We start from the raw sequence: 25,622 nt of genomic DNA, 5'->3' as shown, positions 1-25,622 counted from the left end.
ATGGCCAGCACCAGGGACTGGTTCGAGACGGTCGCGGAAGCGCAGCGGCGCGCGAAGCGGCGACTGCCCAAGGGCGTCTACCTCGCGCTCGTGGCTGGCGCCGAGGCCGGCGTCACGATGGACGACAACGTCGCCGCCTTCACCGAGCTGGGCTTCCGTCCGCACGTCGCCGACCTGCCCGCGGCCCGCGAGCTCGCCACCACCGTGATGGGCCAAGAGGTCAGCTTCCCCGTGCTGATCTCCCCCACCGGGGTGCAGGCCGTCGACCCCGACGGAGAGGTCGCCGTGGCCCGCGCGGCTGCGGGTGCGGGCACCGCGATGGGCCTGTCCTCGTTCGCGTCCAAGCCGGTGGAGGACGTCGCGGCCGCGAACGACAAGCTCTTCTTCCAGACCTACTGGGTGGGCGACCGCGACGCCATCCTCGCCCGCGCCGAACGCGCCCGCACCGCAGGTGCGAAGGGCTTGATCGTCACCCTCGACTGGGTGTTCGACTCACGCCGCGATTGGGGCAGCCCCTTCATCCCCGACAAGCTCGACCTCAGGGCGATGGCCCGCTACGCCCCCCAGGTGGCGCTCAAACCCGCCTACCTGCTGCAGTGGCTCAAGCACGGCAAGCTGCCCGACCTCGGCGTGCCCAACCTCGTCGCACCGGGCGAGCAGGTGCCCACGTTCTTCGGCGCCTACGGGCAATGGATGTCCACCCCCCTGCCGACCTGGCAGGACCTCGCCTGGCTGCGCGAGCAGTGGGGCGGGCCGTTCATGCTCAAAGGCATCACCCATCCCGACGACGCCCGCCGCGCGGTCGACATCGGCGCCACCGCGATCTCGGTGTCCAACCACGGCGGCAACAACCTCGACTCCACCCCGGCCACGATCCGGCTGTTGCCCGCCGTCGCCGACGCCGTCGGCAACCAGATCGAGATCCTTCTCGACGGCGGCATCCGCCGCGGCAGCGACGTGGTCAAAGCCCTCGCACTCGGCGCCCGCGCCGTCATGATCGGACGCGCCTACCTCTGGGGCATGGCCGCGGGCGGCGAGAAGGGCGTCAGCAACGTCCTCGCCATCCTCCGCAGCGGAATCGACGAAACCCTCCTCGGCCTGGGCAGAACCTCGATCCACGAGCTCAGCCCCGACGACCTCGTGGTCCCCGAGGGCTTCACCCGGGCCGCGCAGAAGTAGGGCTCGCCAGAACCACACTTCTGAAGGTTGCTACATACAACTAACTTGAGTTAGTTTGCATGTATCAACCATGGAGGGGGACAGTGATCGCGTCGACGACCGCCGCGGATCTCATCGAGGCGCTGCGGACGATCGTCCGTACAGGACGGGGCGCCAGACAAGCAGCGCTGTTCGGTGATCTGCCCGGCGCGTCCGTCACCACGCTCGTCGCGCTCGACCGGCACGGGGAGCAGCGCATGGGCGAGCTGGCCGAACGCCTCTGCGTCGACCCGTCGGTGGTGAGCCGGCAGGTCGCGACGCTTGCGCGCTCGGGCTTCGTGGCCCGCCGACCCGACCCGGTCGACGGCCGGGCGCAGCTTCTGGGCATCACGGACGCAGGACGCGACGCCATCGCCCGGTACAGGGGCGAGTGGATCGGATGGGTCGCGCAGGCGCTCGAGGACTGGGACGACGAGGACGCCCACCATCTGGTGGCGTCGCTCCATCGGCTCGCCGACGACCTTCGGCAGTCGGCGCCGGCCCCGTCCCGCCCGGCACTCCCCCACCCGACGACGCCCGCCGCGCGCTGACGCGACCGGCGGCCGCTCGCCGAACACTCGAAGTACGAGGAGAACGACCTTGGCCACGTCTACCGACGGGGTGTCCGACACCCAGCCCACTGCCCCACCCCGCGATCCAGCGGAGCCGTCATCCGCCGAGGACAGCGGCCGGATGACGCACCGGCAGACCCTGGAAGCACTCTCCGGGATGCTGCTGGCGATGTTCACCGCGTTCCTGTCCTCGACGATCGTGTCGAACGCGCTGCCGACGATCATCACCGATCTGCACGGGACGCAGCACCAGTACACCTGGGTCATCACCGCGACCCTGCTGTCGTCCACCGCCAGCACCCCGATCTGGGGCAAGCTCGCCGACCTGTTCAGCAAGAAGCTGCTGGTCCAGCTCGCCATCCTGATCTTCACGGTCGGCTCGGTGCTCGCCGGTCTGTCGCAGTCGGTCGACACCCTGATCGCGTGGCGGACCGTACAGGGCCTGGGGCTCGGGGGACTGCAGGCGCTGGTGGTCATCGCCATCGCGGCGATGATCAGCCCCCGAGAGCGCGGCCGCTACACCGGGCCGATCGCAGGCGTGATGTCCGTCGCCACGGTGGCCGGACCGCTGATCGGCGGCGTCATCGTCGACACGAGCTGGCTGGGCTGGCGCTGGTGCTTCTTCGTCGGGGCCCCGCTCGCGCTGGTCTCGCTCATCGTGGTCCAGCGCACCCTCAACATCCCGGTGATCAAGCGCCCCGTCCACATCGACTACCTCGGCGCGGCCCTCATCGCCGGCGGTGTCTGTGACCTGCTGATCTGGGTGACGCTCGCGGGCACCGAGTTCGCGTGGGGGTCGAGAACGTCGCTGCTGCTCGCCGGGATCGGCGTCGCCCTGCTGGCCGCAGCCGTGTTCGTCGAGATGAAGGTGAAGGAGCCGATCATCCCGTTGCGGCTGTTCCGCGACCGCACCACGACGCTGGCGACCGTCGGCAGCATCGCCGTCGGGGTGGCGCTCTTCGGCAGTGCCGTCTTCCTCGGCCAGTACTTCCAGATCGCCCGCGGCTACTCCCCGACCGCCGCCGGGCTGCTCACACTCCCGATGATCATCGGCTCCACGCTCTCGTCCACGCTGTCCGGCCAGCTCATCACCCGGCTCGGACGGTGGAAGGGCTTCCTCGTCGGCGGCTCGATCCTCATGGTCGCGGGATTCGGACTGCTCGCCACCACCGACCACGCGACGAACATGGTCCTGCTCAGCGGCTACCTCTTCCTGCTCGGTACCGGAATGGGCATGACGATGCAGAACCTCGTGCTCGCCGTGCAGAACACCGTGGCCGGCACCGATCTCGGTGCGGCCACCTCGACGGTCTCCTTCTTCCGGTCGCTGGGCGGGACGGTGGGTGTGTCCGTGCTGGGAGCCGTGCTCGCCGCGCGAGTGACCGACCTGACCGTGCTCGGCATCACCACGGCCGGCGTACCGGTCCCAGCCGGTGGCGACGCCGGCAGCGTCGGGATCGGGAGCCTCAACGAACTGCCCGACGCCCTCGCCGACATCGTCAGGGCCGCCTACGGCGATGCCACCTCGCAGATCTTCCTGGTCGCAGCCGTCCTGTCGGTGTTCACCCTGATTGCGGTACTCGCCATCAAGGAGGTCCCGCTGCGGACGAAGACCGGCATCGAGATGCAGCGCGAGGCCGTCCGCGAGGCCGGGGCCGCGTAGGCCGGGCGCTTGGCTGCGCCGGCAGGCCCACGAGCCTCGATCGAAATCGGCGGACCGGCCGCGTAACGGTCTCGGCGTCCACGGCGCTGAGGGGGCGGACGGTCAGCGGTTGCGCTCCCCCATTGCTCCGCACCTTCCGTCCCCGACCGACGTGGAGGACGCGTGCGCGCTGCCGCGGGCGAAATGGCCCCGCCCGGGCCCCAACCGGACCCTGCCGATCCCGACCTGGACGAGGCACTGTGTGCGGCCCGTCGCGGCGACGAGGCGGGGTTCGTGGTTCTGTACCGGGATCTCCAGCCTCGGCTGCTGCGCTACGCCACCGTGCTGGTGGGCGGCGAGGCCGAGGACGTGACGGCCGAGACATGGCTGCAGGTCACGCGCGACCTGCGAGGCTTCGTCGGTGATCTCGACGGGTTCCGCGGCTGGGTGAGCACGATCTGCCGCAACCGGGCGATGGATGCGACGCGCACGCGAACCAGGCGTCCTGCGTCGCCGGCCGATATCGCCGTTCTCGCCGCCGTGCCCGAACCGCGACAACCGTACGACGCGGGGATGGAGGCGCTGTCCACCCGTTGGGCGATGGAGCACATTCTGGCTCTGCCACAGGCCGAGGCCGAGGCCGTCCTGCTGCGCGCGGTCGTCGGGCTCGACGCCCCGGCGGCGGCCCGGGTGCTCGGCAAGCGCCCCGGCACCGTAAGGGTCGCTGCGCACCGCGGCCTCCGGCGGCTCGCGCGCCGGTTGGAGAACGACCGGTGGTCAGCAGGTGACGAGCATGCGTAACGGTTCAGGAGGCGACGGCGCTGGACGGGACGAGGTGCGTACCTCCGATCCGGTCCGGCTGACCCGCACCGCCACCGAACGACTGCTCGACGGCGGCGACGGGCCTGCCGACCTCCGTCACCTGCTCGACGTCGCCGCGGGCCCCGGCACGTCGAGTGAGCTTGCAGGCGAAAGCGCCGCACTGGCGGCCTTCGTCGACGCACCGAGAACCGCGTCGCTTCCCCGCCACCCGCCTCGCAGAGCATCGATGCTCAGCACAGTCGTGTCCAAGATCCTGGCAGCCAAGGCCATCGCCGCGATCGCCTTGGTGGCCGGCGCGACAGGGGGTATTGCGCTCGCCGCGCAGTCGACGGGAGTTCCCGAAGACCGACCCGTCACCGGCGCGCACACCAGCACCGAGGGACGCCCGTCCGTGCCTGCCGAGCCGGCCCGGCCGGACGGCTCCGACCGGCCGGCGGGCGCAGCCGGACAAGCGGGCGGACAGAGCAATCCCGCAACCGGGCCATCCCTGGCCGGCCTCTGCCACGCCTGGACCACCGCCGCAGCCGACGACGCCGGCAAGGCCGCGGAGAGCCAAGCGTTCACCGCGCTGGTCGCCGCCGCGGGAGACCCCGACGCGGTTGCGGCCTACTGCGCCGACATGCACGGCACTTCAGCGTCCGGGCAGTCCGGCAACGCTCCGGGCAGATCCGAATCGGCGCCAGGCCATACGGGCACCGCATCCGACGCCACCGCATCCGACGGCTCCGGTGCGGCACCGGGCCACTCCGGAAGCGCTCCCGGGCAGGCACACGACCCCTCGCGGCCGGACCACTCCGCCGGGGCTCCCGGGAGGGCGGACGACAAGGGCGACAAGATCGACAAGGAGCAGAAGCCGGACCCGTCGGAGCGCGACGCCCCGAACGGGGCGAAGTCATCACAGCAGTGACGTGCTGCTGACCGGCTCGGCCGTCGGCGCGGAGCACGATCAGCCGACCCACCACCGAGTACGTGCGAGGAGTCATAGAACCCGCGCCCGGCACGCACCCGGGCGGGGCGCAGTGTCACCGGGTGGGCGTCACCCACCGAGCGTCGAGGTCTCCACGACTCGGCATCGGGTGACCCCGATGACCGACTCGGCCACGCGAACCGCCGCGTTCCGGTCGGAGGGGTCCCTGCGCTCGTCGAAGATCGTCACCTCGCCGTCCCGCACCGTCGCCCGCCAGCGGCCCACCCCTCCACACAGATTGAGCCTGCGTCGCACGTCGGCCTCGATCAGGCCGTCGTCACGGGCGAGGGCGTGCACGAGGTCCCGGTAGGTGATCACGCCGATCACCACGCCGTCCTCGACGACGGGGAGGGACCTGATGTTCGCCGAACGGAGCACGGTCAGCAGATCCGCGACGCCCTCCTGCGGATGCGCGGTGAGCACGTCGCGCTCCATCACATCCGCAACCGCGTCGCCGGGATCCCGGTCCTCACGCTCGTCCAGGGGAAGCCGCGGGTCGGGCGGGAAGCGATCCTCCAGAAGTTCCGCTTCGCCCACGACGCCGACCAGGCGACCATCCCCGGCCACCACCGGCAGGCACGTGAAGCTGTGCGAGGCGAGCAGGGCCGCGGCGTCCTTCACCGGCATCTCCGGTGGGACGACGACGGCTGGGCTGGACATGATCTCGCGAATGCGCATTGTCGCCTCCTGGGAATCGCCTCGATCCGGACGCTAGGCGCGACTCGCCCTGCCCACACGGAGGCGTGAGGCTCCCGGGTACACGGACCAAGGACCCGGCTCCACCAGGTCGTTCGCCGACCCCACACACCGAGCGGTCCCGGCACACGCGTTCGGCCATGTGTGCGGAAGCCCCACCGTGTGTGCCGTCGATCATGCTTCTGCTGTTGCGGGCTCGTGCGCGCGTTCGGCTGCGCGCCCGCCGTAGCGGCGGTCCAGCAGCAGCACCGCCAGCCCGGCCGCGAGCACCGGGACGGCCATCGCGTAGAAGACCGCACCTGCCGACCATTCGGCCGAGAGCGCCGCGCCGATGATGATCGGGCCGAGGATCCCCCCGATGCGGCCGATCCCGAGCGCCCAGCCGACCCCGGTGGACCGCATCGAGGCCGGGTAGAACACCGCGGCGAGCGCGATCAGGCTCTTCTGCCCACCGCTGATCGCGCAGCCGGCGAGGAAGTTCGCGATCATCAGCACCCATAGCGGGGCGCCGAACGCGATACCGGTGGCGGCGACGAACACGGCTCCCGCAAGGTAGAACACGCCCAGCGCGCGGTAGGCACCGATCCTGTCCATCGCAGGCCCGGTGATGAACGCCGCGGCGATGCCGCCCACGGTGGTGAGCGTCGTGGTGGTGACCACCACGCTCATGTCGTAGTCGAGCCCCTGAAGGATCGTCGGCAGCCAGCTCTGCAGTGCGTAGAACTCGGCGAGGTTGATCGCGAAGACGAACCAGAGCAGGGCGGTGCCGAGCACACGGTCCCGGGTGAACAGGCTGCTCAGAGCGGCGCGCTTCCCGGAGTCCTCACCGGCGACGTCGAACCGCGGTGCTGCTGTCGGCGCGAGCGTCGGATCGATGCGCCGAAAGATCCGGTGGACGCGCTGTGGGTCCTGGCCGCGGCGGAGCATGAAGACCGGCGACTCGGGCAGGAAGCGCAGCAGCAGCGGCAGGAGGACGAGCGGGGCGATCGCTCCGACCCAGAACACCGAGCGCCAACCATGGACCGGGATCAGCCAGCCCGCGACCAGACCGGCGACGACGAAGCCGAGCGAGAACCCGCAGTAGATGGCCAGGACGAAGGTCGCGCGCAGGCGCTTCGGGCTGAACTCGCCGGTCATCGCGACACAGCTCGGCGCTGCGGCGCCGAGACCGAGACCGGTGAGGAACCGCAGGACGACCAGTTCGGTGACGCCCGCGGACCAGACCGCCGCGAGCGTGCACACCGCGAACCCGGCCACGGCGACGACGATGACGCGCTTGTGGCCGAACCGGTCCGACAGCGGCGACAGCACGAGGTAGCCGATCATCAGCCCGACCAGGGCGGAGGAGAAGATCGGGCCGAGCACCGCGGTGGGTAGGCCCCACTCCTTGGCGATGTGCGGCGCCATGTAGCTGATGGCCTGGGTGTCGAACCCGTCGAGGAACATGACCAACCCGCACAAGCTGATCACTGCGTACTGGAACCGGCTCACGCGGCGCTCGTCGACGAAGCCGGGCAGCCGCAGGGTGGATGGGTCGAGGGACATCGTTGACCTCGCTCCGGGGTCATGGCGGACCCCTGGATGTGGTGGGAACGGGAAATCAGCCGGCGACGGGCTGGGCGTCGCCGGAGGCGACGAACGCGTCGCAGAAGAAGCGATCGGGATCGAGCCCGGCAGCGGCGAAATCCGCACGTGCTGCGGCCGTCATATCGGGGTTGCCGCACGCGTAGACGTCGTGGGATCCGAGGTCGGCGTGGTCGGCGAGCACCGCGCGGTGCACGTACCCGGACCGCCCGGGCCATGCCGGATCGGGCCGCGAGAGCACCGGGGTGAAGGAGAACCAGTCGTGCTTCTCCGCCCACCGGCCTGGCAGCTCGGCGAGGTAGAGGTCCTCGCGGGATCGGGCGCCCCAGTAGAGGTGCAGGCGCCGGTCGCCGCTCCGCTTGATCTGGTCCTCGACCATCGACTTCACCGGAGCGAATCCGGTGCCGGTCGCGACGAGCACCACCGGCCGGTCGGAGTCGTGGTCGAGGGCGAACTCGCCGAACGGCAACTCGACGGTGAGGGTGTCGCCCTTCGTGAGCCCGTCGAGCAATTCGCCGGAGAACCGGCCGCCCGGCACGCGACGGACGTGCAGCAGTGCCCCGTCGTTCTGGTGGGGCGGGTTCGCCATCGAGTAGTTGCGGGTGTCGCCGCCGGGCAGGCGCACGGTCAGGTACTGCCCCGCCCGGAACTTGACGCGGATTCCCGCCGGAAAGCGCAGGGCCACCGCGGCGACGTCGGGCGCGGCCGTCGTGATCTTGTGGACCTTGGCCTCGACGACCCGCCGGGCCGGGGGCTCGCTACTGACGATGCGCTGCGGGGCGATCTCGACGCTCGAGACCGGCCGGGCCTGGCACAGGAGCACGCCCGTCGCGGGGCCCTCGACGGTGCCACGGCCCCTGACCTCGCACGTACCTGCGGTGACACCGCCCACGCACGTCGAGCACACACCCTTGCGGCAGGAGTAGGGCATTGCGTAGCCCGCGCGCTCGGCCGCGTCGAGCACGGTCTCGCCGGGCTCACACTCGAAGACGATCTCGCTTCCGGCGACCCGGACGTCGTTGCTCACGCCGGGACCTCCACGTGGCGGCCTCCGACCAGCCGCACAGCGCACAGCACGGCATCGGGATCGGCGACGCCCCTGCCCGCGATGTCGAACGCGGCACCGTGCCCGACGCTCGAGAAGATGAGACCGGCGCCGACGGTCAGCGCCGACGCGGTGCGGCCCGCCAGGAGCTTGATGGGGACATGGCCCTGGTCGTGGTACATCGCGACGAAGGCGTCGAACTCGGAGCGTCGGTCGGGACCGAGCATCAGGTCGGCTCCGAGCGGCCCCGCCGCGTCGGTCCCCCGCTCGCGCAGCGCAGCCACCGCCGGGACCGTGACGCGGTCGTCGTCGCGGCCGAAGAGGCCACCCTCTCCGGCATGGGGATTGATGCCGAAGACGCCGATCCGCGGGCTGACGACGCCGGCCCCCTCCAGGTAGGCGGCAGCGGCGCTCGCGGCAGCCGCGACCAGCTCAGGAGTGAGTCGAGCGATCGCGTCGCCCAGCCGCTCGTGCAGGGTCGCGTGCACGATCCGCAGACCACCGCCGACCAGCATCAGGAAGACGTGGTCCCTCGGCACGCACGCCAGGTCGGCCGAGGAGACCCGGGTAGCCCCCGAAGGGGATGCCCGCCGCGTTCACCGCGGTCTCCGAGTGCGGGCAGGCCACGATCGCCCGCCCGATCCTCGCCTGCACCGCGCCGACGGCCGCGCGGAGATACGCGACGGTTGCGGCGCCCGCTTCCGCGCTGACCGTGCCGGGGAGCAGTTCACCGTCAGGAAGCGCCTCGACCGCCAGGACGTCCACCGCGTCGGCGACGGGGACGGCCGGAGCATCGATCTCGCGCAGCCGCAGCTCGGACTGCTGCACCCACGGTGCGACGACGTACGGGTCCGCGACGAGCACGGGTGCGAGGTGCGGCTCACCCGCAAGCGCGACGGCGGCCTTCACCGCGATCTCCGGACCGATCCCGTTCGGGTCGCCGACGCTGAGCAGCACGCGGCTCACAGCGGGAGTGCCAGGAGGGTGTCGATGCGCGAGCTGTCGCAGACCACCACCCGCTCGGACAGCGCCGGCCGATCACCGTCGAACGCGTACCGGTCGAGGTAGCGACCGGAGGCGAAGAGGTCGGTGGCGCCGTCACGCATGATCCGCACGACGAGGAACGGTGTCTCGCTGCGCACCTCGCCTGCGGCGTCGGGGCCGTCGTCGAGGAGGAAGGGCTGGCCGAGGATGTGGCGGTAGGAGTGCCGCTCGTAGATGTTCGCCTCGCGCAGCGCCGTGACGCGGTCGACGAGCATGCCGCGGCTGTCGGCCCAGATCAGCCCCGCCGGAAGCCCTTCGCGGTGATTGTCCGCGGTGGTGACGGTGTAGAAGCACTTCTCCGTGAAGAAGTCAGGCCATTCCTCGAGACGGTCGGAGTCGATGCAGCGGGCGTAGGCGGCCTGCGCCTGCGCGATGGCCCGGAAGGCGTCGGTCATGCCGGCACTCCTTCGCGGCGGATCCCGGTGCCGATCCCGGCGCCGATTTCCATGGCCGCCAGGTAGGCCTTCCAGAACCCCCGGATAGACGCCTCGGTCACCCGGCTCTCGCTCGACGTCGCCGACGCCCCGCCCATCTCGACGACGGCGGCCTGGTCGCTCGCGCCGGCCACCCCGCGTTGCACGAAGCCGCCCACACAGCCGTCCTCCATGGACACGTAGCCTGCGGATCCGACGAGGTTCGACTGCTTGAGGCGCGCGGTGCGCTGCTCGGGCGTGTCCTCGGCGAATCCGAGCAGGGTCCAGTTCAGCTCGGTCCGGTCGACGGCGCGCGGCAGGATCTGGCGCACCGCCACCGAGTTCTGGATCTGCTGCAGAACGAACGCCGGGAACGTCGACAAGATCTGGAGAGTGGTGTCGTCGCCGACCTCGCTGAAGCCGTCCAGCAACGAAGGATCGGCCAGCCGGAAGCCGCTCTCGGAGCGGATGTTCTGCTCGGCGTAGGAGGCGTCGCGCTCGGCGTCGCGGTCGACCGCCGAATAGCTGACGTGGTGGCCGCCGTTCTCGCTGACGATGATCCCGCCACGCTGCGAGAGCCGGTTGAGCTCGAACGTCGTGAAGAACAGATGCAGGATGCTCGCGTGGTAGGAGTCCTTGACGTTCTCCACGTAGAGCTTCCAGTTGTTGGGCAGCATCTGGGTGTAGCGCCCGATCACCACGGGCGTGCGCCCGCCCAGCACCCGCTCGATCCGATCCATGATCTCGTCACCGAGGTAGTCCTCGATGTCGTCCACGTCGTCGGAGAGGCTGCCGAAGACGAGTCCGTGCACCACGGCCAGGCGCAGCTTGCGCGGTGCGTGGTCGGACTTGCAGAACGACTCCGGCATCCCGCCTTTGCCCTTGATGCCGCCCTCGAACGCGACGCCGGTGAGATCGCCCTGCAGGTTGTAGGTCCACGCGTGGTAGACGCAGGTGAAGTCCTTGGCCGTGCCCCGGTTGTCGAGGGCGAGCAGAGCCCCGCGGTGCGCACAGCGGTTCTCGAAGGCGTAGAGCTCGCCGTCCTGGTCGCGAGCGACGATCACCGGCAGGTCACCGAGGTAGCTCGTGCGGTACTGCCCGGGTGAGGCGACCTCCGCCTCGAGACAGAGGTAGTTCCAGCACGGCCCGCGGAACAGCTTCTCCTGCTCCGCCGCGTAGACGTCCTCGCGCTGGAAGACCCAGTACGGAACCCGGGTAAGGGTCTCGGGCCAGTCCGGCAGCGCTGCGGTGGTGGGCACAGCGCACCTCCTCTTCAAGGCGCGGCGCCTTGACCGGCGCCTTCCATGTTCGTATAACGAACACTGTGGTGGTTTCTCGAACAGTAGAGGCAAGCGACTCCGGCGATGTCAAGGACGCCGGAGCCGGGCGAGCACCCGAGGGAATGGCAGGCCTCGCCAAGGGGCTCGCCGTGATCGAAGCGTTCGGGAGGACGTCCTCGCAGCTCACGGTGGCCGATGCAGCGCGGCTGACCGGCGTGACGCGCGCCGCGGCACGGCGCTGCCTGCTCACGCTGACCGATCTCGGTTATCTGGATCACGACGGCAAGTACTTCCGTCCGACCCCACGCATGCTGCGGCTCGGCAGCGCCTACCTCGACACCGCGTCCCTTCCGGCGCTGGCCAACCCCCACCTCGTGGCCGCGCGCGACACGCTGAACGAGTCGGTGTCCCTCGCGGTGTGGGAGGACGGCTGGTCCGTCTTCGTCGCGCGTGCCGAGGTGGAGCGGATCGTCTCGACCGGCGTCCGCATCGGCGCCCGGCTTCCCGCCCACTGCTCGGCCACCGGCCGGGTGCTGCTCGCCGGCCTCGGCGACGAGGAGGTGGCGAGCTACCTCGCCCGCGGGGGCCGGGAGCGGCGCACGATCCGCACCGTCATCGACCCGGACGAGCTCACCCGCCTGGTGCGCTCGGCCCGGGTCGACGGCTATGGCACGAGCGACGAGGAGCTCGAACTGGGGATGCGCGCGGTCGCCGTCCCGGTTCACGACGCACGCGGGCGGACGGTTGCCGCGATCAGCGTCAGCGCGTCCAGCGCCCGGGTGAGCGCCGAGGAGATGCACCGCGACTTCGTGCCGGTACTCGCCGCGCACTCGGCGCGTCTCGGCCGGATGCTCTGACGCCCCAGCCCGTCCGCGAGCCTGTTGCGCAGGTTGATCAGCACAGCGCGGGCCACGAGACCCGGGGCGAGCAGGGCCGCGGGGTGCTCGAGCATGACCGTGACCGCACGGAAGCGCCGCGCGACCACCACGTCGGTCGCCGACGCGGTCTGCACCTCGGCCCGGATCCAGCGTCCGAGCCGCTCCCGCCATGACGGCGAGCCGTCGGGGTGGTGGCGGGCTTTGTCCGCGGCGGTCGAGATCTCCCACGCCGCATCGACGACCACCCTCTGCATCGCGAAGAACGACCGCGCCGGCGCGGTCAGGTGCGGGCTCGACTGGAGGTACGCCGCCAGACAGGACGCGTGCAACGCCGCCGACGACAGCCCCTGCCCGTAGACCGGGTTGAACGAGGCCACGGCGTCTCCGACGGCGATCAGCCGGGCCGGCACGGAGTCGGCACAGAAGTCGCGACGGCGGCTGTCCGCCTGGTGAAAGGTCTCGATCGGCCCGACCGGATCACCATCCACGGCATCGCCGAAGAACGACGGCAGTTCCGACCTGCAGAGCGCCATGAACTCGTCGACGTCGCTTCCGGTCGGGTCCTCGCCGGAGCAGGCGAGCGTGATCTGCCACCGGTCGTCCTCGATCGCCTTGAGCGAGGCGACACCGACCCGCGACACGGGGCTGCCGGGGCGGTGGCGGGCGACCACGTTGGCGACGTCCGGCAGGCCGGGCTCCCTGCGGAAGAATCCGGTGGCGTAGTTGACGTCGGTCGGCACCCGCCGCAGCGGTGGGCGTTTCCATCCGGCGTGCTCCAGCCAGTCGCTGAGCCTGCTGGATCGGCCCATCGCGTCCACCACCAGATCTGCCGACTGGACGTGCTGGACCCCGTCCCGCCGGTACCGCACGCCGGTCACGGCGGTGGCGTCGATGTCCAGCCCGCAGGCCTGGCCGGTGAGGAACCGGACGGTGGGCAGCGCCAGTACACGATCGCGGAGCTGCTTCTCCAGGAACGGCCGGCTGCAGCTCAGGACCACGTCCTCCTGAACGTTGACCCGGCGCAGACCGTCCGAGAAGGCGGCGGAGTGCGCCGGATCGACGAGCACCGCACCCAGCGCGGCGGCCTGCTCACCGAAACCCGGGAACCACCGCTCGAGCTGGACCCGGCCACCCGCGAGCACGAGGTGGATCTGCAATCCGTGCGGCACGCCCCGGCGTCCGCCACCGGCCGGTGCGTCGCGTTCGATGATCAGCACCGACCGCGCGTGATCGGCCAGCACACGCGCAGCGAGCAGCCCCGCCACGCTCCCCCCGAGGACCACGGCGGTGTCGACCAACCGGACGGGGTGCGCCGGTGGAGACGTGGAGCTGAGCTGCGCGAACACCCGCCGCGGTCCTGTGCGCATTCCGGCCTCCGGACGAGGACGACAAACAATTCGCCCGGGATCACTGCGCCGACAGAACCATTTCCCACCGCAGCCGCAATTCGCGCGCCCGAGATATCTCAGGGTAGGTGAGGATCAGGGCGTGCACCGCTGTGACTGTTCACACGCAGGCCCCATTTCGTCCGCCTATATCCGGAATGGAACCCACCCGCAGCCGGTCGGATCGCCGGGGCCGATCACCAGCTCACCGGCAGCTCGTAGACGCCGTAGACGAAACCGTCGGTCTTGAACCGGAGCTGCTCGCGCTCCACGGCCAGGCGCAGCGTGGGAATGCGCCGGTAGAGGGTGCTGTAGACGACCTGCAGCTCCATCCGGGCGAGCGGCTGGCCGAGGCACTGGTGCACCCCGAACCCGAACGCCACGTGGTGGCGCGCGTCGCGGCGGATGTCCAGCCGGTCGGGGTCGGCGAAGGCCTCCGGGTCCCGGTTGCCGATGTCGTTCGGCATGATCAGGCCCGTGCCGGCCGGGATGTGCTGCCCGGCCACCTCGATGTCCTCCAGAGCCACACGGCGGCGACCGCCGTGGGTGATGTTGAGGTAGCGCAGCAGCTCCTCGACCGCGCTCGCCACGACCTTCGGGTCATCGGTCTCACGGAGGATGTCGAGCTGGTCGGGGTGTTCCAGCAGGGCGATCGTGCTGAGAGCGATCATGTTCGCGGTGGTCTCGTGGCCGGCGATCAGCAGGAGCACCGCCGTCGCGGTCGCTTCCTGCCTGGTCAGCTCGCCCGACTCGATCCGCGCCGCGAGACCGGACAGCAGGTCGTCTCCACGATCGGCGAGCTTCGCGCCCACCAGCGCGTCCAGGTAGCCGGCGAGCTGCCCGTGCGCGGCCGCCCGCTGCTCGGGCGTGGAGCCCCGGTTCACCAGGGTCCGGGTGATGCTCTGGAAGAAGTCGTGGTCGTCGTAGGGCACGTCGAGGAGATCGCAGATCACCAGCGAGGGCACCGGGAGCGCGAACGCCTCGACCAGGTCGACGGGCGTGGGGCCGGCGAGCATCGTGTCGATCGCCTCGTCCACGATCTTCTGCACCGCAGGCCGCATCGCCGCCACCCGCTTGACGGAGAACGCCGCACTCACCATCCATCGCAGCCGCGCGTGCTCGGGGTCGTCCATCCCGATGAAGCTGAGGGTGCCGTTACCGGGAGCCTGGCGCGGGTAGCCCGGCCGATCCATCTCGGCACTGACCTTGCGGTTGGCCAGCACCGTCCGCTGGTCGGCGTACCTGGTGACCAGCCACGGCGTGCTGCCGTCCCACAGCCGCACCCTCGCCATCGGACACTCCTGCTGCAGTGCCTTCAGCGTGGGCGGTGGGTCGAACGGGCACTCGGCCGCCCTGGTCATGGGGTAGTCGGGAATCTCGGCAAGGTTCTTCTCGACCGAGCTCACTGCGCCGCTCATCGCTGCTCCTCCAGGCCTCTCCATGCACCACCGGCTCGACGCCGATCGATATGTGCACCGTACACATGTTATGCATCGTGCATAAGGAGTGCGTGATGCATAAGGTTTTGCTATGCATCACGCACCCGTCGCGACGGGAGAGCTGACGGCGGGAGGACCGGACGTGACACCTGAGATCGACAGACCGGCGCACCTGGTGGAGTACGAGACCATGCTGCTCGGGAGGCACCTGCACCTGTCGGCCCCGCCCACCCGAGAGGGCGGCCGAACCATGGAGCGCAGCGCGTACATCCTGCTCAGCCGCATCCGGGTGGAAGGCCCGATGTCCATCGGGCAGCTCAGCGACGCGTTCGGGCTGGATCCCTCGACGCTCAACCGCCAGACCTCCGCCGTGCTGCGTGCCGGGCTGGTGGAACGCATCCCCGACCCGGACGGCGGGATGGCCCGCAAGTTCCGCATCACCGCCGAGGGCGAGCGCCGGCTCGATCAGGAGCGCGGTGCGCTCGTGCGACGGATGGAGGAGGTGATGTCCGACTGGGACCCCGAGGACATCGCCACCTTCGCCGCCTGCCTGAAGCGGTTCAACACCGGCATCGAGCGCGTCAACGGGCGACCGTGGCCACGCCCCGCGCTGAGCGAACCCGACCCCGCCGCACGGTGAGGCGTCAGACGACCGCGGATGGCCCGATGCGCAGCCGGATGCCGTTACCGGCCAGCGCCCGGCGGAACCACCACACCGACAACGCGATGCCCATCGCCACCACCGAGTACGAGCCTGCGGTCGACACGAGCAGGAAGTTCCCGACGGTCTGCGTGGCCAGCACGACGATCGTGGTCACGCCGTTGATCAGGAACACCAGCGCCCACAGCAACGAGACGCGCTTGAAGAACCGCTTGATCCCCGGATGCCCGCTGATGCCCTTCGGCAGGGCACAGAAGTCGTCGGCCAGCTTCGCCAGCAACGGACGGTCGAGCCCGATCGTCACCAGCAGCATCAGCGAGAAGACGAAGTTCTGCACCGTGGGCTGCAGGAAGTAGAGGAACGCGCTGCCCGTCTCCAGCCCGACCACCGTACGCACCACCAGCAACGCCGTGGTGATCAACAGGATCGTCGGCAGCTTCTGGCCCGCGACCAACCGCCTGCCGATCGCCAGCCCCGCCCACCCCAAGCCCGCGATCAACCCCGCGTTGAACCCGACCTCGTTGAGCAGCACCCAGAACAGGGCCAGCGGCACCAGCGTGAATTCCAGCAGCGGCCGCCCCGCCTGCCTGAGCATCTCCCTGATCGGAGGAAGGTGAATCGTCGTGCGGTGCTCCACCATCCGGCTGCACTCCTCTGATCGCAACGGGCCGCCCTCGTAGTACACGGACCGCTGCGAGTTTCGGTTGCACCTCCGACGACACATTTTCGACGCTGCACGTGCCACCAGCGGCGATCGCGGAGACACGGCTCGCTTCGCACCCTGAACCGGGTGTCGCATTCGGCGCGATCGGTGATGAGCCGGACTAATCCGCGGGACGGAAACGGGGGACGAAAGGGGCCACTCTCACCCGGTTGCGGAGAGCCGGGGAAGCAGCGCCTGTCACGCCCCGTTCTGCCTCGCCGCCGATTCGGTGATCCGGCACAGCAGGGCGGGTGTGTCGAAACGATCGAGTACGACCTCGACGAAGGCGAGAGCGCCGGCGGCGCCCTCGCAGGCGGCCAAGGCCTTGTCGAGCTCCGACGTGGTCTCGACCCGATGCACAGATGTCCCGTCCGGGGCACCGAGCGCCGCGGGCAGGGCCGTCCAGTTCCAGTGGGCCACGTCGTTGTACGGAGCCTTCGGTCCGCGGATGGCACGCTCGACCGTGTAGCCGTCGTTGTTGAGCACGATCACCACCGGATCCAGGCCTCGCCGGAAGAACGCGCCGAGTTCCTGGATGGTCATCTGCGCCGCGCCGTCACCGGTCACGAGCACGAGGCGCCGTTTCCCGCCTGCAGCGAGCTGAGCGCCCAAGGCGGCGGGCAGGGCATACCCGATCGATGCCCACAGCGACTGCGCGATCACGTCGACACCGGACGGGAGGCGCAACGGCGCCAGCCCGTAGGACGAGGTTCCCTGGTCGACCACGACGATGTCGCCCGGACGCAGGAACCGCTGAACTCGTTCCCAGAACACCGACTGTGTGAGAGCACCGCACGGCGACGGCTCCTCCACGAACGGGGCCGGGAGCGCCTCCCGCACGGGCAGCGGGGCACGGTCGGTCAGGATCTTCCCGAGCGTGACGAGCGCGTTCGCCATCGGGAGCCCGTCGACGATCTCACCGGCGACGTCGACCCGGGCAGGCTGCACGTCGATCAGCCGTGCCGGATCCAGCTTCACGGTGAACCCGCCCGAGCTCAGATCGGCCCACCACAGCCCCACGCCGATGACGACGTCGGCGTCCTCCACTGCGGAGCGCACGGCCTCGTCGCTGACCCCTCCGACGTAGACCCCCAGAAAGCCCGGCGCGCTCTCGTCGATCAGGCCCTTGGCCGCCACGGTGACCGCCGAGGCCACGTTCTTGACGCCCACCAGCGCATCGAGTTCGGCGGTGACACCGTGGCGCGCGAGGTGGTCCACCAGCACGACCACGCTCCTCGCCGATTCGAGCATCGCGGTCGCGGACTCCGCGAGAGCGGACACGGGCGCCGCCAGGTGCGCACCCGCGGACGGGGTGCTCGCGGTGAGCGTGATCGGGGTGTCGACGAGATCAGCGGGCACGCTGATGCTGCCCGGGCGCTTCCGCTCGAGCACCACGGAGAGCACCCGGTCGATCTCCATGGCGGCGGTCTCCTCGGTCAGCACTGCCGAAGCACACGTCACCTCGTCGAGGGCCCGGACGAAATGGTCCATGTCCCCGTCGAGGAGGCTGTGGTGCACCGGCGCGCCGGCCTGCCGCACCGCCGTGGCCGGTGATCCGACGATGTGCAGGACCGGCACAGCTTCGGCGAAGCTCCCGGCCAGGCCGTTGAGAGCGGAGAGCTCGCCGACCCCGTAGGTCGTCAGCACGACGCCGAAACCGCCGACGCGGGCGTACCCGTCGGCCGCATAGGCCCCGTTGAGCTCGTTGGCCGTGCCCACCCACTCCAGATCCGGGTGATCCACGACGGCGTCGAGCAAACGGAGGTTGTAGTCGCCGGGGACGCCGAAGACGTGCCTGGCACCCGCAGCCGCGAGCCGGGACAGCAGGTACTCGGCCACGGTCGGCGCATTCGTCGCCCGGGCAGAAGGTTCCGTGGTCACACTCGCTCCTCGAGGCCCCCTCTCGGGCGGCCGATCAGCAGGCGCCTGCGGGCATGTTCTCATTATTTGATGAAATGGCTCCAAATCCTGATGGTAGGCGGGCACAGGGCGGCCAGCAAGACACCGCCGGCAATGGCGGTTCGGAATCAGATAGAAACGGCGAAACGCGGCGGATTCCCGATTGCTGCGCCTCTGCGAATTACGCGGACACTGCCGCGATCCTGCTCACCGGCCGTGGTGCAGGGCGTCCTCGAGTTGTGCCGCCGCCGCCACTACGGCATCCCCGAACCGGGCTCCGGGTCCCTCGGCGGCTCGGGCTATCGGCGCGGACACACAGACGGCGGCGAGCACCTCGCCGTTCTGCCGCACGGGGGCGCTCACCGAACACAAGCCCGCTATCCGTCCGGCCACCGACTCGAACCACCCGGGGTGATCCGGCTCCGGAGCAGGCGCTTCGAGGGCGAAAGCTGCCGATCCCCCCACGGAAATGGGCAGAAGTGCCGAAACAGGCAATGACGCCCGCAGTTCCTTGTCGGCCTCGATCGACACCACGCACAGCCGTCGAACTCCACGCCGCACCCACAACTGGCACGATTCACCGGTCTGTCGAGCCAGCGCGACCAGAACGGGTTCGGCCGTGCGCACCAGCGGTGACGAGGGGAACCGCTGGCCCAGCCAATGCCGCCCCTCGGCATCGCGCCGCAAAAGCCCGTGTACGACCATGGCGCGCACCAGCCGATGCGCCGTCGGAACCGACAGCCCCACGTGCCGCGCCAGCTCACTCGACCTCAAAGGCGTGGTCTCGACCGCGTCCAGGATCGCCACCACGCGATCCAGCACCCCGACTCCGGTTCCCCGCGCTTCGGCCGGCGAGCCAGACGATGCGCTCATCCCGTCGAGCAGGAAATCGTTGGTCACATTGTGATAATAATGCGGCTGCTCCCCTACCCTGCGCACGCGCAGCATGGCGCCATCCGCCACCGGCTGCACCGCACCCCGGTTGATCCCGTTCGCCCGAATGCCCCGGTAATTCGGTTCGACGTCCTCGCCGCCTCCGCTACAGTCCCGGCCGTGATCCAGAAGCAGCTGTACGGCTGAACGGGCTTCCCGCCGCACCCGCCCGCACGCCGGGCGGGTCCGCGTCCTGCCTTCGTCCGAACAGCAGACCTGGAGAATCCTCGTGTCCCACATCCTGATGGTGAGCGTCGGCGCCCACGGCCACGTGAACCCGAACCTGCCGGTGATCGCCGAGCTCGTCGACCGCGGCCACCGCGTCACCTACGCGATCCCCGAGTCCTTCGCCGCCACCGTCCGCTCCACGGGCGCCACCCCACTCGTCTACACCTCGGGCCTGCCCGACGAGACGCGCGGCGAGCAGTGGCCCAGCGACCCCATCGAGGGCATGTCGATCTTCTTCGACGATGCGGTTCGCGTCTTGCCGCAGCTGGAGGCGGCGCTCACCGACGACCGGCCGGACGTCGTCCTCTATGACATCGCGGGCTACCCGGGCCGGGCCCTGGCTCACTGCTGGGGCCTCCCGCTCGTGCAGCTCTCCCCCACGCTCGTGGCCTGGCGGGGCTACGAGGAGGACATGGCCGACGTGCTGACGTTCCTGGGCGAGCCGGAGTACGAGCGCTACCAGGCGCGGTTCGCGCACTGGCTCGCCGAGCTGGGGATCGACCTCGACGTCGACACGTTCAGCGGTCGCCCGCCGCGCTGCATCGTGTTGATCCCGCGGGCGATGCAGCCCAACGCCGACCGCGTCGACGACGACGTCTACACCTTCGTCGGGCCTTCGCTGGACCGGCGCCCGCACCAGGAGGAGTGGCCGGAGTCGGAAAAGCCCGTCCTGCTGGTCTCGCTCGGCTCCGCCTACACGGACCGAGCGGCGTTCTACCGCGACTGCGTGGCGGCGTTCGGTCCGCTGCCCTGGCAGGTCGTGATCGCGATCGGCTCTCATGTCGACCCGGCCACGATCGGCCCGCTGCCTCCGAACGTCGAGTTGCATCGCTGGGTCCCGCAGGTCGCAATACTCGCCCGCGCGCAGGCCTTCGTGACGCACGCGGGGATGGGTGGGTGTTCCGAAGGGCTCTACCACGGAGTTCCGATGATCGCCGTACCGCAGGCCGTCGACCAGTTCGGGAACGCGGCAATGCTGGAACAGCTCGGGGTCGGCGTGTCCATCCCGGCGGAGTCCGCCACTCCCGAGGCACTGCGAGAGGCGCTGCTCTCACTCGTGGGTTCGATCGACGTCTGGGATCGCCTCACGGTGCTCCGCGACGAGTTGCGCGCGGCGGGCGGTGCCGGCGCCGCGGCCGACATCGTGGAGGCGGAGTTGGCGAAGGCCCGGATCTGATCTCACGCCGCGGCCGGCCGGCCGCGACAACGCTCGTGCCCTGACCATGCTCGACGGTCAGGGCACGTGCCGTTGAGCGTGCATACGGCCGTCAGCCGACCGGCGGCAGCGCTGCCGCCCCGGCGTCCGCCGCAACTCACCATGACCGGCGTGTGAGGCCGGCCCCTCCGCGCCTCGCGACCCGAGAACGGCACGGCGCACTCTGCGCGAGGCCGCCCCGACCAGCCATTCCAGCGGGCCCTGCTGCTGCCTCGCCAACGCCCGCCACAGCACCTCGAACAGGAGCCCTCCGGCGATCAGCGACAGGAACAGCACGACGGGTTCGTGCTCCAGCACACCCGCGACCAGCACCAGCACATGTGCCGAGTAGAGCGTCAGCGGCATGGCTCCCGCCGTCCTCACCGGCCACAGCAGGCGTGCCAGCACCGGGACGTGCACCACGAGCAGCGACGCCCCGAGGACCGCGATCGCCGCACCGAGGGCGTGGACGTCATGGATGAGAACCATCCAGCTCTGCCGATGCGGCAGCGGCAGCATCGACCACAACATCCCCGCGGCCGCGGTTGCGAGCCCTGCGAGAAGCAGCCGGTACGCGACCTGGACGGACAACAGATCCAAACGGCCGATGACGAGCCCGGCACAGATATAGGCGAGGTAGGCGATCACCGGGTAGAAGCCGGTCAGGAACAACCCGATGACCAGCCCGTCCGGATCCGTGACCAGGGTGGCGAATGTGGGGTTGTCGACCGGCCTCGGCACGGCGCCTGCGATCGTCGCGGTGATCATCGGCGCAGCGACGAGCAACAAAACGGCCGCGATGCGCGTCAGCATCCATGGCCGCAACCCGAGTAGCGGAATCGAGAGCAGGAAGAGCACCGCGAAGCAGGGAAGGACGATGTCCGCACGACCGGTGAACCCGAGCCCCAGACCGATCACGGCGACCAGCACGGCGTGTACCGCGACGCCGGCCGATCGCGGCCCTCAGCCCGCGGCCACCGGCTCGGCGTTCGCGTTCACCGGGCGATAGGCGAGCACGACGCCTCCGCTGCGGAACTGGGTCGACCCGGCCAGCTCGAGAGTGGCGGCGATGCCGTCGCGGAACAAGCGCTGCCCCTCGCCGCGGATGACGGGAGAGACCCAGAGCCGGTACTCGTCGAGCAGGCCGTGCTCCATGAGCGCATCGGTGAGCCGCCCGCAGCCCCAGATCAGGATGTTCTTGCCGGGCTGCTCCTTCAGCTTCGTCACCTCGGCGACGAGGTCGTCGCCCGGGATGAGGGTCGAGTTGTCCCATGCGGTCAGAGCCGAGGGGTCCAGGGTCGAGGAGACCGCGTACTTGGCGATGCTGTTGACGTGGTCGGCGAAGGGGTTGCCGCCCATCGCCGGCCAGGCCTGCGCCATGCCCTCGTACGTGACCCGCCCGAGTAGCAGGGCGTCGGCACCGAGGGTGAGCTCCATCGCGTAGGCCTGGGCCTCGTCGTTCATGTACTGCATCGACCACAGGTGCGGGTTGTCGATGTAGCCGTCGAGGGTGGTGTGGGTCGAAGCGATGATCTTTCGCATTGTCGTGCTCCTGTCGGTTGGTGTGCGGCTCACTCTGCCGACGATCGCTTACGGAAACCTTCTCGCCGGTTTACGGCCCGCGTGAGCAGGCGGTTACGGTGGCCGCCGTGCGATTCGGGGTACTCGGGCCCGTGGCGGCGTGGACGGCCGATGGCCTGCCCGTCGCGGTTCCGGGGCTGAAGGTCCGCGCCCTGCTGGCCGACCTGCTCGTCCACGAGGGGCGGCCGGTGCCCGCCGACCGGTTGATCGACGATCTGTGGGGCGATCGACCGCCCTCCAACCCCGCTGCTGCCCTGTCGGTGAAGGTCTCCCAGCTCAGAAGGGCACTGGAGGACGCCGAGCCCGGCTGCCGGGACCTGGTCGTCCACACTCCTGCCGGATACCTGATCCGGGGCACGACCGACACCGGCACGTTCCGGTCGTTGCTCGCGGAAGCCGCAGGCACGTCCGACCAGCGGACGAGGGCAACTGTGCTGGCGGACGCGCTGGCGATCTGGCGCGGGCCCGCGTTCGCCGACTTCGCGGACGAGCCGTTCGTCGCGGCGACGGTCGCGGGCCTGGCCGAGCAGCGACTCACGACACAGGAGGAGTGGGCGGAGGCCCGGCTCGATCTGGGCGAGCACGCCGCGATGGTGGCTGAGCTCAGCGCGCTGCTGGCCGAGCATCCCATGCGGGAGCGGCTGCGCTCGGCACACATGCGCGCCCTCTACCGCGCGGGACGGCCGGGCGAAGCCCTCGCGAGCTACGACGAGCTGCGGGTGTTGCTCGCCGACGAGCTGGGGCTCGACCCCGGCGCCGAGCTGACCGCCCTGCAACGCGCGATCCTGAGCCAGGATCCGGCGCTCGCCGCGCCCGCCACCCAGGCGCCGCCATCCCCTCACCCGGGAACGAGGCTGCCCGAACCTCTCACCGACCTGATCGGGCGCGAGGCCGCCGTCGCCGACGTGTGCGGCCGGATCGAGTCCGACCGGCTGGTGACGCTCACCGGCCCGGGCGGAGTGGGCAAGACCCGGCTCGCGATCCAGGCGGCACGACGGCTGAACGACGCGTTCCCGGACGGAGCGTGGCTCGTCGAACTGGCCGCGCTCGACCCGGTCGCGGACCAGGACGCGGTGCCGCTGGTCGCCGAGACGATCATGACCGCGCTGGATGTCCGGGCCGGGATCGAGTCGGGCGCGCCGGTGTCCGCCGTCGAGCGGCTCACGGAGGCATTGCGTCCCCGCAGGCTGCTGATGGTGCTGGACAACTGCGAGCACCTCGTCGAACCGGTCGCCACGCTGGCCGAGCAGCTGCTGCGCACCGTTCCAGGGCTACGGCTGCTGACGACGAGCCAGGAGCCGCTCGCGCTCGCCGGTGAAGTCGTGTGGAACGTTCCCCCGCTCGACGTGCCCGACCGCGCTGCGAAGCTCCCGGAACTCGGGCGGACCGGCGCCGTACAGCTGTTCGTCGCCCGTGCATCCGCCGCGACCAGGGGGTTCACGCTCGATGCGGAGACCGCTCCCGCCGTCGGGGTGCTCTGCCGCAGACTCGACGGCATCCCCCTCGCCCTCGAACTGGCGGCGACGCGCGTGCGGGCGCTCGGCGTCCAGGGGCTCGTGGACCGCCTCGACGACCGGTTCCGGCTGCTGGCCACGGGTCACCGCGGCGCGCCGCCGCGCCAGCAGACCCTGCTGGCGATGATCGACTGGAGCTGGGACCTCCTGACCGCTCCCGAGCAGACCGTGCTGCGCCGCCTGGCGGTGCATGCCGACGGCTGCACGCTGGAGGCCGCCGAGTATGTCTGCGCAGACGTCGAGCTGAGCGTGCTCGACCAGCTCGTCCGCCTCGTCGACCGGTCGCTGGTGGTCGTCGCCTCCGGCCCGGACGGGCCGCGGTACAGGCTGCTGGAGTCGGTGGCTGCCTACTGCCTCGACCGACTGCGGGATGCGGAGGAGACCCAGCACGTCCGGCTGCGCCATCAGCACTTCTACACCGATCTCGTCGAGCGGGCGGAGCCCGAGCTGTACGGCTCCGACCAGCGGCGGTGGCTCCGGCGCCTGGATGCCGAGACGGCCAACCTGCGGTCCGCTCTCACCACAGCTGTCCGGGACGGCGACGCCGAGGGCGCTCTGCGGCTCGTCAACGCGTTGACCTGGTACTGGTTCCTCCGTGGAAGGGTCCCGGAGGCCCGGCGGTGGCTGGCCGCGGCGCTGGGCGTAGCCGGCGCGGACTCCACGGCCACAGCACTGCGAGCCAGGGCCATGGCCTGGCACACCGGTATCGGATTTCTCCACGGCGACCTCGCCGACCGGGACGAGCGCCGCCGCGCCGCGCTGGAGCTGTACGAAGACGCCGGGGATCCGGCAGGCCGGGCCCGTGTCGAGTGGTTCCTGGCCTACGCCGGCATCGACCTCGGCGACCTGGCCGTGGCCGAGGAGCTGGTGGAGCGGGCGCTGCCCGTCTTCGAGGAGCTCGGCGACCGGTGGGGAACGGCGGCGGCGCTCGCCTGCCGGGCGAAGCTCGCACACATCCGCGCCGACGTGGTGGCCCTCGAACGCGAGGCCGGGCGGAGCGCCGAGCTGTTCGGGGAGGTCGGCGACCGCTGGGGGAGGCTGGAGGCCACCAGCTGGCTCGGTGCGCTGGCCGAGATGACCGGCGACCATGATCGGGCGGAGCGGGAGCACCGCGAGGGACTGCGACTGGCCGAGGAACTGGGTCTGCAGGCGGAGGTCGCCGGCCGGTTGGGCTGGCTCGGCTGGATCGCGCTGCAACGGGGAGACCACGCGACGGCAGTGGTGCATTGCGAGCAGGCGCTGCGGCTGGCCGTCGCACAGGGGCACCGGCCCGGGCGGATCTTCGCCATGCTCGGGCTCGCCTTCGCCGCTCGCCGGGACGGCCGCCTCGATCTCGCGGAGACCCACCTGCTGGGCCTGCTGAGCCTGACCCCGCGAGAGGACGCCGAGCAGACCCCACCCCCGCACCTGCCCATGGTCATGGCCGAACTCGGTTTCGTCGCCGAGCAGCGTGGCGACGCGGCAGGCGCCGTCGCATCGCACCTCGAGGTCCTCGACCTGGCGGCGCGATTCACGACGGGCCGCGACTTCACGATCGCGGTGGACGGGCTGGCGGGCGCGATGGCCGTCGCCGGGCACCACGACCGGGCCGCTCGGCTCCTGGGCACGGCCGACGCGATGCGTGGCGCGAACGGCCAGTCCGCATCGCCCACCGAACGCGCCGACATCGATCGGATCACCACACTCGTGCGGGCGGCGCTGGGTGAGCAACGTTTCGCTGCCGAACACGCCCGCGGAGCCCGGCTCAGACGTGACGACGTGCGGGCCCTGGTCGCCGTGTCACCACTGCCCGCTGGGAGGGCGTGAGGCGCGGCGCGCGGCGGGAACCATTAGTCCGGACGGAGACGCGGAAGGTGCACCGCCGCAATGTCGCCGCTGTGGTTGCGAGGATCGCGACATTGCGCGAATACGGTCGCAGACTCGACGAACCGCCCTCGACACGCC

The 25,622-nt window shown here is 70.5% G+C and carries 22 protein-coding genes and 1 pseudogene; 9 read left to right on the top strand and 14 right to left on the bottom strand.

The annotated features are described in order from the left end of the window. From mftD to MMF94_RS00520, 5 genes are all read left to right on the top strand, one after another. Positions 1–1,179: a pre-mycofactocin synthase MftD gene (mftD, locus tag MMF94_RS00540; RefSeq protein ID WP_241034184.1), complete on the top strand. Its 1,179-nt coding sequence runs from the start codon at positions 1–3 to the stop codon at positions 1,177–1,179. A gap of 83 nt (positions 1,180–1,262) precedes the next feature. After that, on the top strand, positions 1,263–1,748 hold the full coding sequence (locus MMF94_RS00535; RefSeq protein WP_241034183.1) for a MarR family winged helix-turn-helix transcriptional regulator: 486 nt from the start codon (positions 1,263–1,265) through the stop codon (positions 1,746–1,748). Positions 1,749–1,797: 49 nt separating this feature from the next. Continuing rightward, positions 1,798–3,432 carry an MDR family MFS transporter gene (locus MMF94_RS00530; RefSeq protein WP_338104138.1) on the top strand — a complete coding sequence of 545 codons (1,635 nt, stop codon included), beginning with the start codon at positions 1,798–1,800 and terminating at the stop codon, positions 3,430–3,432. 162 nt (positions 3,433–3,594) lie between these two features. After that, entirely contained in the window at positions 3,595–4,212 is a 618-nt protein-coding gene (locus MMF94_RS00525) for an RNA polymerase sigma factor (protein ID WP_241034182.1), read from the top strand. Beyond that, on the top strand, positions 4,205–5,140 hold the full coding sequence (locus MMF94_RS00520) for a hypothetical protein (protein ID WP_241034181.1): 936 nt from the start codon (positions 4,205–4,207) through the stop codon (positions 5,138–5,140). The genes MMF94_RS00525 and MMF94_RS00520 overlap by 8 nt, the downstream gene beginning before the upstream one ends. Before the next feature lie 129 nt (positions 5,141–5,269). Here the strand turns inward: MMF94_RS00520 and MMF94_RS00515 are convergent, their stop codons facing one another. From MMF94_RS00515 to MMF94_RS00485, 7 genes are all read right to left on the bottom strand, one after another. After that, positions 5,270–5,878 (bottom strand): CBS domain-containing protein, encoded by a 609-nt coding sequence (locus tag MMF94_RS00515; protein ID WP_241034180.1) that lies wholly within the window; start codon positions 5,876–5,878, stop codon positions 5,270–5,272. Positions 5,879–6,070: 192 nt separating this feature from the next. Next, positions 6,071–7,441 (bottom strand): MFS transporter, encoded by a 1,371-nt coding sequence (locus MMF94_RS00510; RefSeq protein ID WP_241034179.1) that lies wholly within the window; start codon positions 7,439–7,441, stop codon positions 6,071–6,073. A 55-nt stretch (positions 7,442–7,496) separates the two neighbouring features. Further along, positions 7,497–8,507 carry a 2Fe-2S iron-sulfur cluster-binding protein gene (locus MMF94_RS00505; RefSeq protein WP_277398629.1) on the bottom strand — a complete coding sequence of 337 codons (1,011 nt, stop codon included), beginning with the start codon at positions 8,505–8,507 and terminating at the stop codon, positions 7,497–7,499. Then, entirely contained in the window at positions 8,504–9,064 is a 561-nt protein-coding gene (locus tag MMF94_RS00495) for a 4-hydroxythreonine-4-phosphate dehydrogenase PdxA (RefSeq protein WP_277398628.1), read from the bottom strand. The genes MMF94_RS00505 and MMF94_RS00495 overlap by 4 nt, the downstream gene beginning before the upstream one ends. Beyond that, positions 8,958–9,491 (bottom strand): 4-hydroxythreonine-4-phosphate dehydrogenase PdxA, encoded by a 534-nt coding sequence (locus MMF94_RS43240; RefSeq protein ID WP_277398627.1) that lies wholly within the window; start codon positions 9,489–9,491, stop codon positions 8,958–8,960. Before MMF94_RS43240 ends, MMF94_RS00495 begins: the two co-directional genes overlap by 107 nt. Next, complete coding sequence (locus MMF94_RS00490) at positions 9,488–9,964, bottom strand: aromatic-ring-hydroxylating dioxygenase subunit beta (RefSeq protein WP_241034178.1); 477 nt, start codon at positions 9,962–9,964, stop codon at positions 9,488–9,490. The genes MMF94_RS43240 and MMF94_RS00490 overlap by 4 nt, the downstream gene beginning before the upstream one ends. Continuing rightward, the gene (locus tag MMF94_RS00485) at positions 9,961–11,241 is read right to left on the bottom strand and encodes an aromatic ring-hydroxylating dioxygenase subunit alpha (protein ID WP_241034177.1); all 1,281 of its coding nucleotides are present in this window, start codon (positions 11,239–11,241) and stop codon (positions 9,961–9,963) included. Before MMF94_RS00485 ends, MMF94_RS00490 begins: the two co-directional genes overlap by 4 nt. A 68-nt stretch (positions 11,242–11,309) precedes the next feature. On the opposite strand from MMF94_RS00485, the gene MMF94_RS00480 reads away from it, so the two are divergent. Then, positions 11,310–12,119, top strand: a complete 810-nt coding sequence (locus MMF94_RS00480; protein ID WP_241034176.1) for an IclR family transcriptional regulator domain-containing protein — start codon at positions 11,310–11,312, stop codon at positions 12,117–12,119. A gap of 332 nt (positions 12,120–12,451) precedes the next feature. Here MMF94_RS00480 and MMF94_RS00475 read toward each other — a convergent pair. Both MMF94_RS00475 and MMF94_RS00470 read right to left on the bottom strand, forming a co-directional pair. Next, positions 12,452–13,507, bottom strand: a pseudogene (locus MMF94_RS00475) (FAD-dependent oxidoreductase); the annotation flags it as partial. Positions 13,508–13,722: 215 nt separating this feature from the next. Continuing rightward, on the bottom strand, positions 13,723–14,943 hold the full coding sequence (locus MMF94_RS00470) for a cytochrome P450 (RefSeq protein WP_241034175.1): 1,221 nt from the start codon (positions 14,941–14,943) through the stop codon (positions 13,723–13,725). Positions 14,944–15,106: 163 nt separating this feature from the next. Here MMF94_RS00470 and MMF94_RS00465 point away from each other — a divergent pair, with 163 nt between their 5' ends. Further along, positions 15,107–15,604 (top strand): MarR family winged helix-turn-helix transcriptional regulator, encoded by a 498-nt coding sequence (locus MMF94_RS00465; RefSeq protein WP_241034174.1) that lies wholly within the window; start codon positions 15,107–15,109, stop codon positions 15,602–15,604. A gap of 4 nt (positions 15,605–15,608) precedes the next feature. On the opposite strand, the gene MMF94_RS00460 is transcribed toward MMF94_RS00465, so the two are convergent. The 3 genes from MMF94_RS00460 to MMF94_RS00450 all read right to left on the bottom strand — a co-directional run bounded on the left by MMF94_RS00460 (position 15,609) and on the right by MMF94_RS00450 (position 19,175). Then, on the bottom strand, positions 15,609–16,265 hold the full coding sequence (locus MMF94_RS00460; RefSeq protein WP_241034173.1) for a DUF3159 domain-containing protein: 657 nt from the start codon (positions 16,263–16,265) through the stop codon (positions 15,609–15,611). A 261-nt stretch (positions 16,266–16,526) separates the two neighbouring features. Then, positions 16,527–18,209 (bottom strand): alpha-keto acid decarboxylase family protein, encoded by a 1,683-nt coding sequence (locus tag MMF94_RS00455; RefSeq protein ID WP_241034172.1) that lies wholly within the window; start codon positions 18,207–18,209, stop codon positions 16,527–16,529. Between the two features lie 225 nt (positions 18,210–18,434). Then, a complete protein-coding gene (locus tag MMF94_RS00450) occupies positions 18,435–19,175 on the bottom strand; it encodes an IclR family transcriptional regulator (RefSeq protein WP_241034171.1) in 741 nt (246 codons plus the stop codon). A 229-nt stretch (positions 19,176–19,404) separates the two neighbouring features. On the opposite strand from MMF94_RS00450, the gene MMF94_RS00445 reads away from it, so the two are divergent. Continuing rightward, complete coding sequence (locus MMF94_RS00445) at positions 19,405–20,565, top strand: macrolide family glycosyltransferase (protein ID WP_379660259.1); 1,161 nt, start codon at positions 19,405–19,407, stop codon at positions 20,563–20,565. Between the two features lie 57 nt (positions 20,566–20,622). Here MMF94_RS00445 and MMF94_RS00440 read toward each other — a convergent pair whose 3' ends face one another. Continuing rightward, positions 20,623–21,513: a DUF418 domain-containing protein gene (locus tag MMF94_RS00440; protein WP_241034169.1), complete on the bottom strand. Its 891-nt coding sequence runs from the start codon at positions 21,511–21,513 to the stop codon at positions 20,623–20,625. A gap of 33 nt (positions 21,514–21,546) precedes the next feature. Beyond that, entirely contained in the window at positions 21,547–22,125 is a 579-nt protein-coding gene (locus tag MMF94_RS00435; protein ID WP_241034168.1) for a dihydrofolate reductase family protein, read from the bottom strand. A gap of 107 nt (positions 22,126–22,232) precedes the next feature. Between MMF94_RS00435 and MMF94_RS00430 the strand changes: the two genes are divergently transcribed. After that, complete coding sequence (locus tag MMF94_RS00430) at positions 22,233–25,484, top strand: AfsR/SARP family transcriptional regulator (RefSeq protein ID WP_241034167.1); 3,252 nt, start codon at positions 22,233–22,235, stop codon at positions 25,482–25,484. Positions 25,485–25,622 lie beyond the last annotated feature (138 nt).

The sequence above is a fragment of the Pseudonocardia alaniniphila genome (assembly GCF_022524485.1).
In the GTDB taxonomy this organism is placed as follows: domain Bacteria; phylum Actinomycetota; class Actinomycetes; order Mycobacteriales; family Pseudonocardiaceae; genus Pseudonocardia; species Pseudonocardia alaniniphila.
This window is presented reverse-complemented; position numbering and strand designations above follow the sequence as displayed.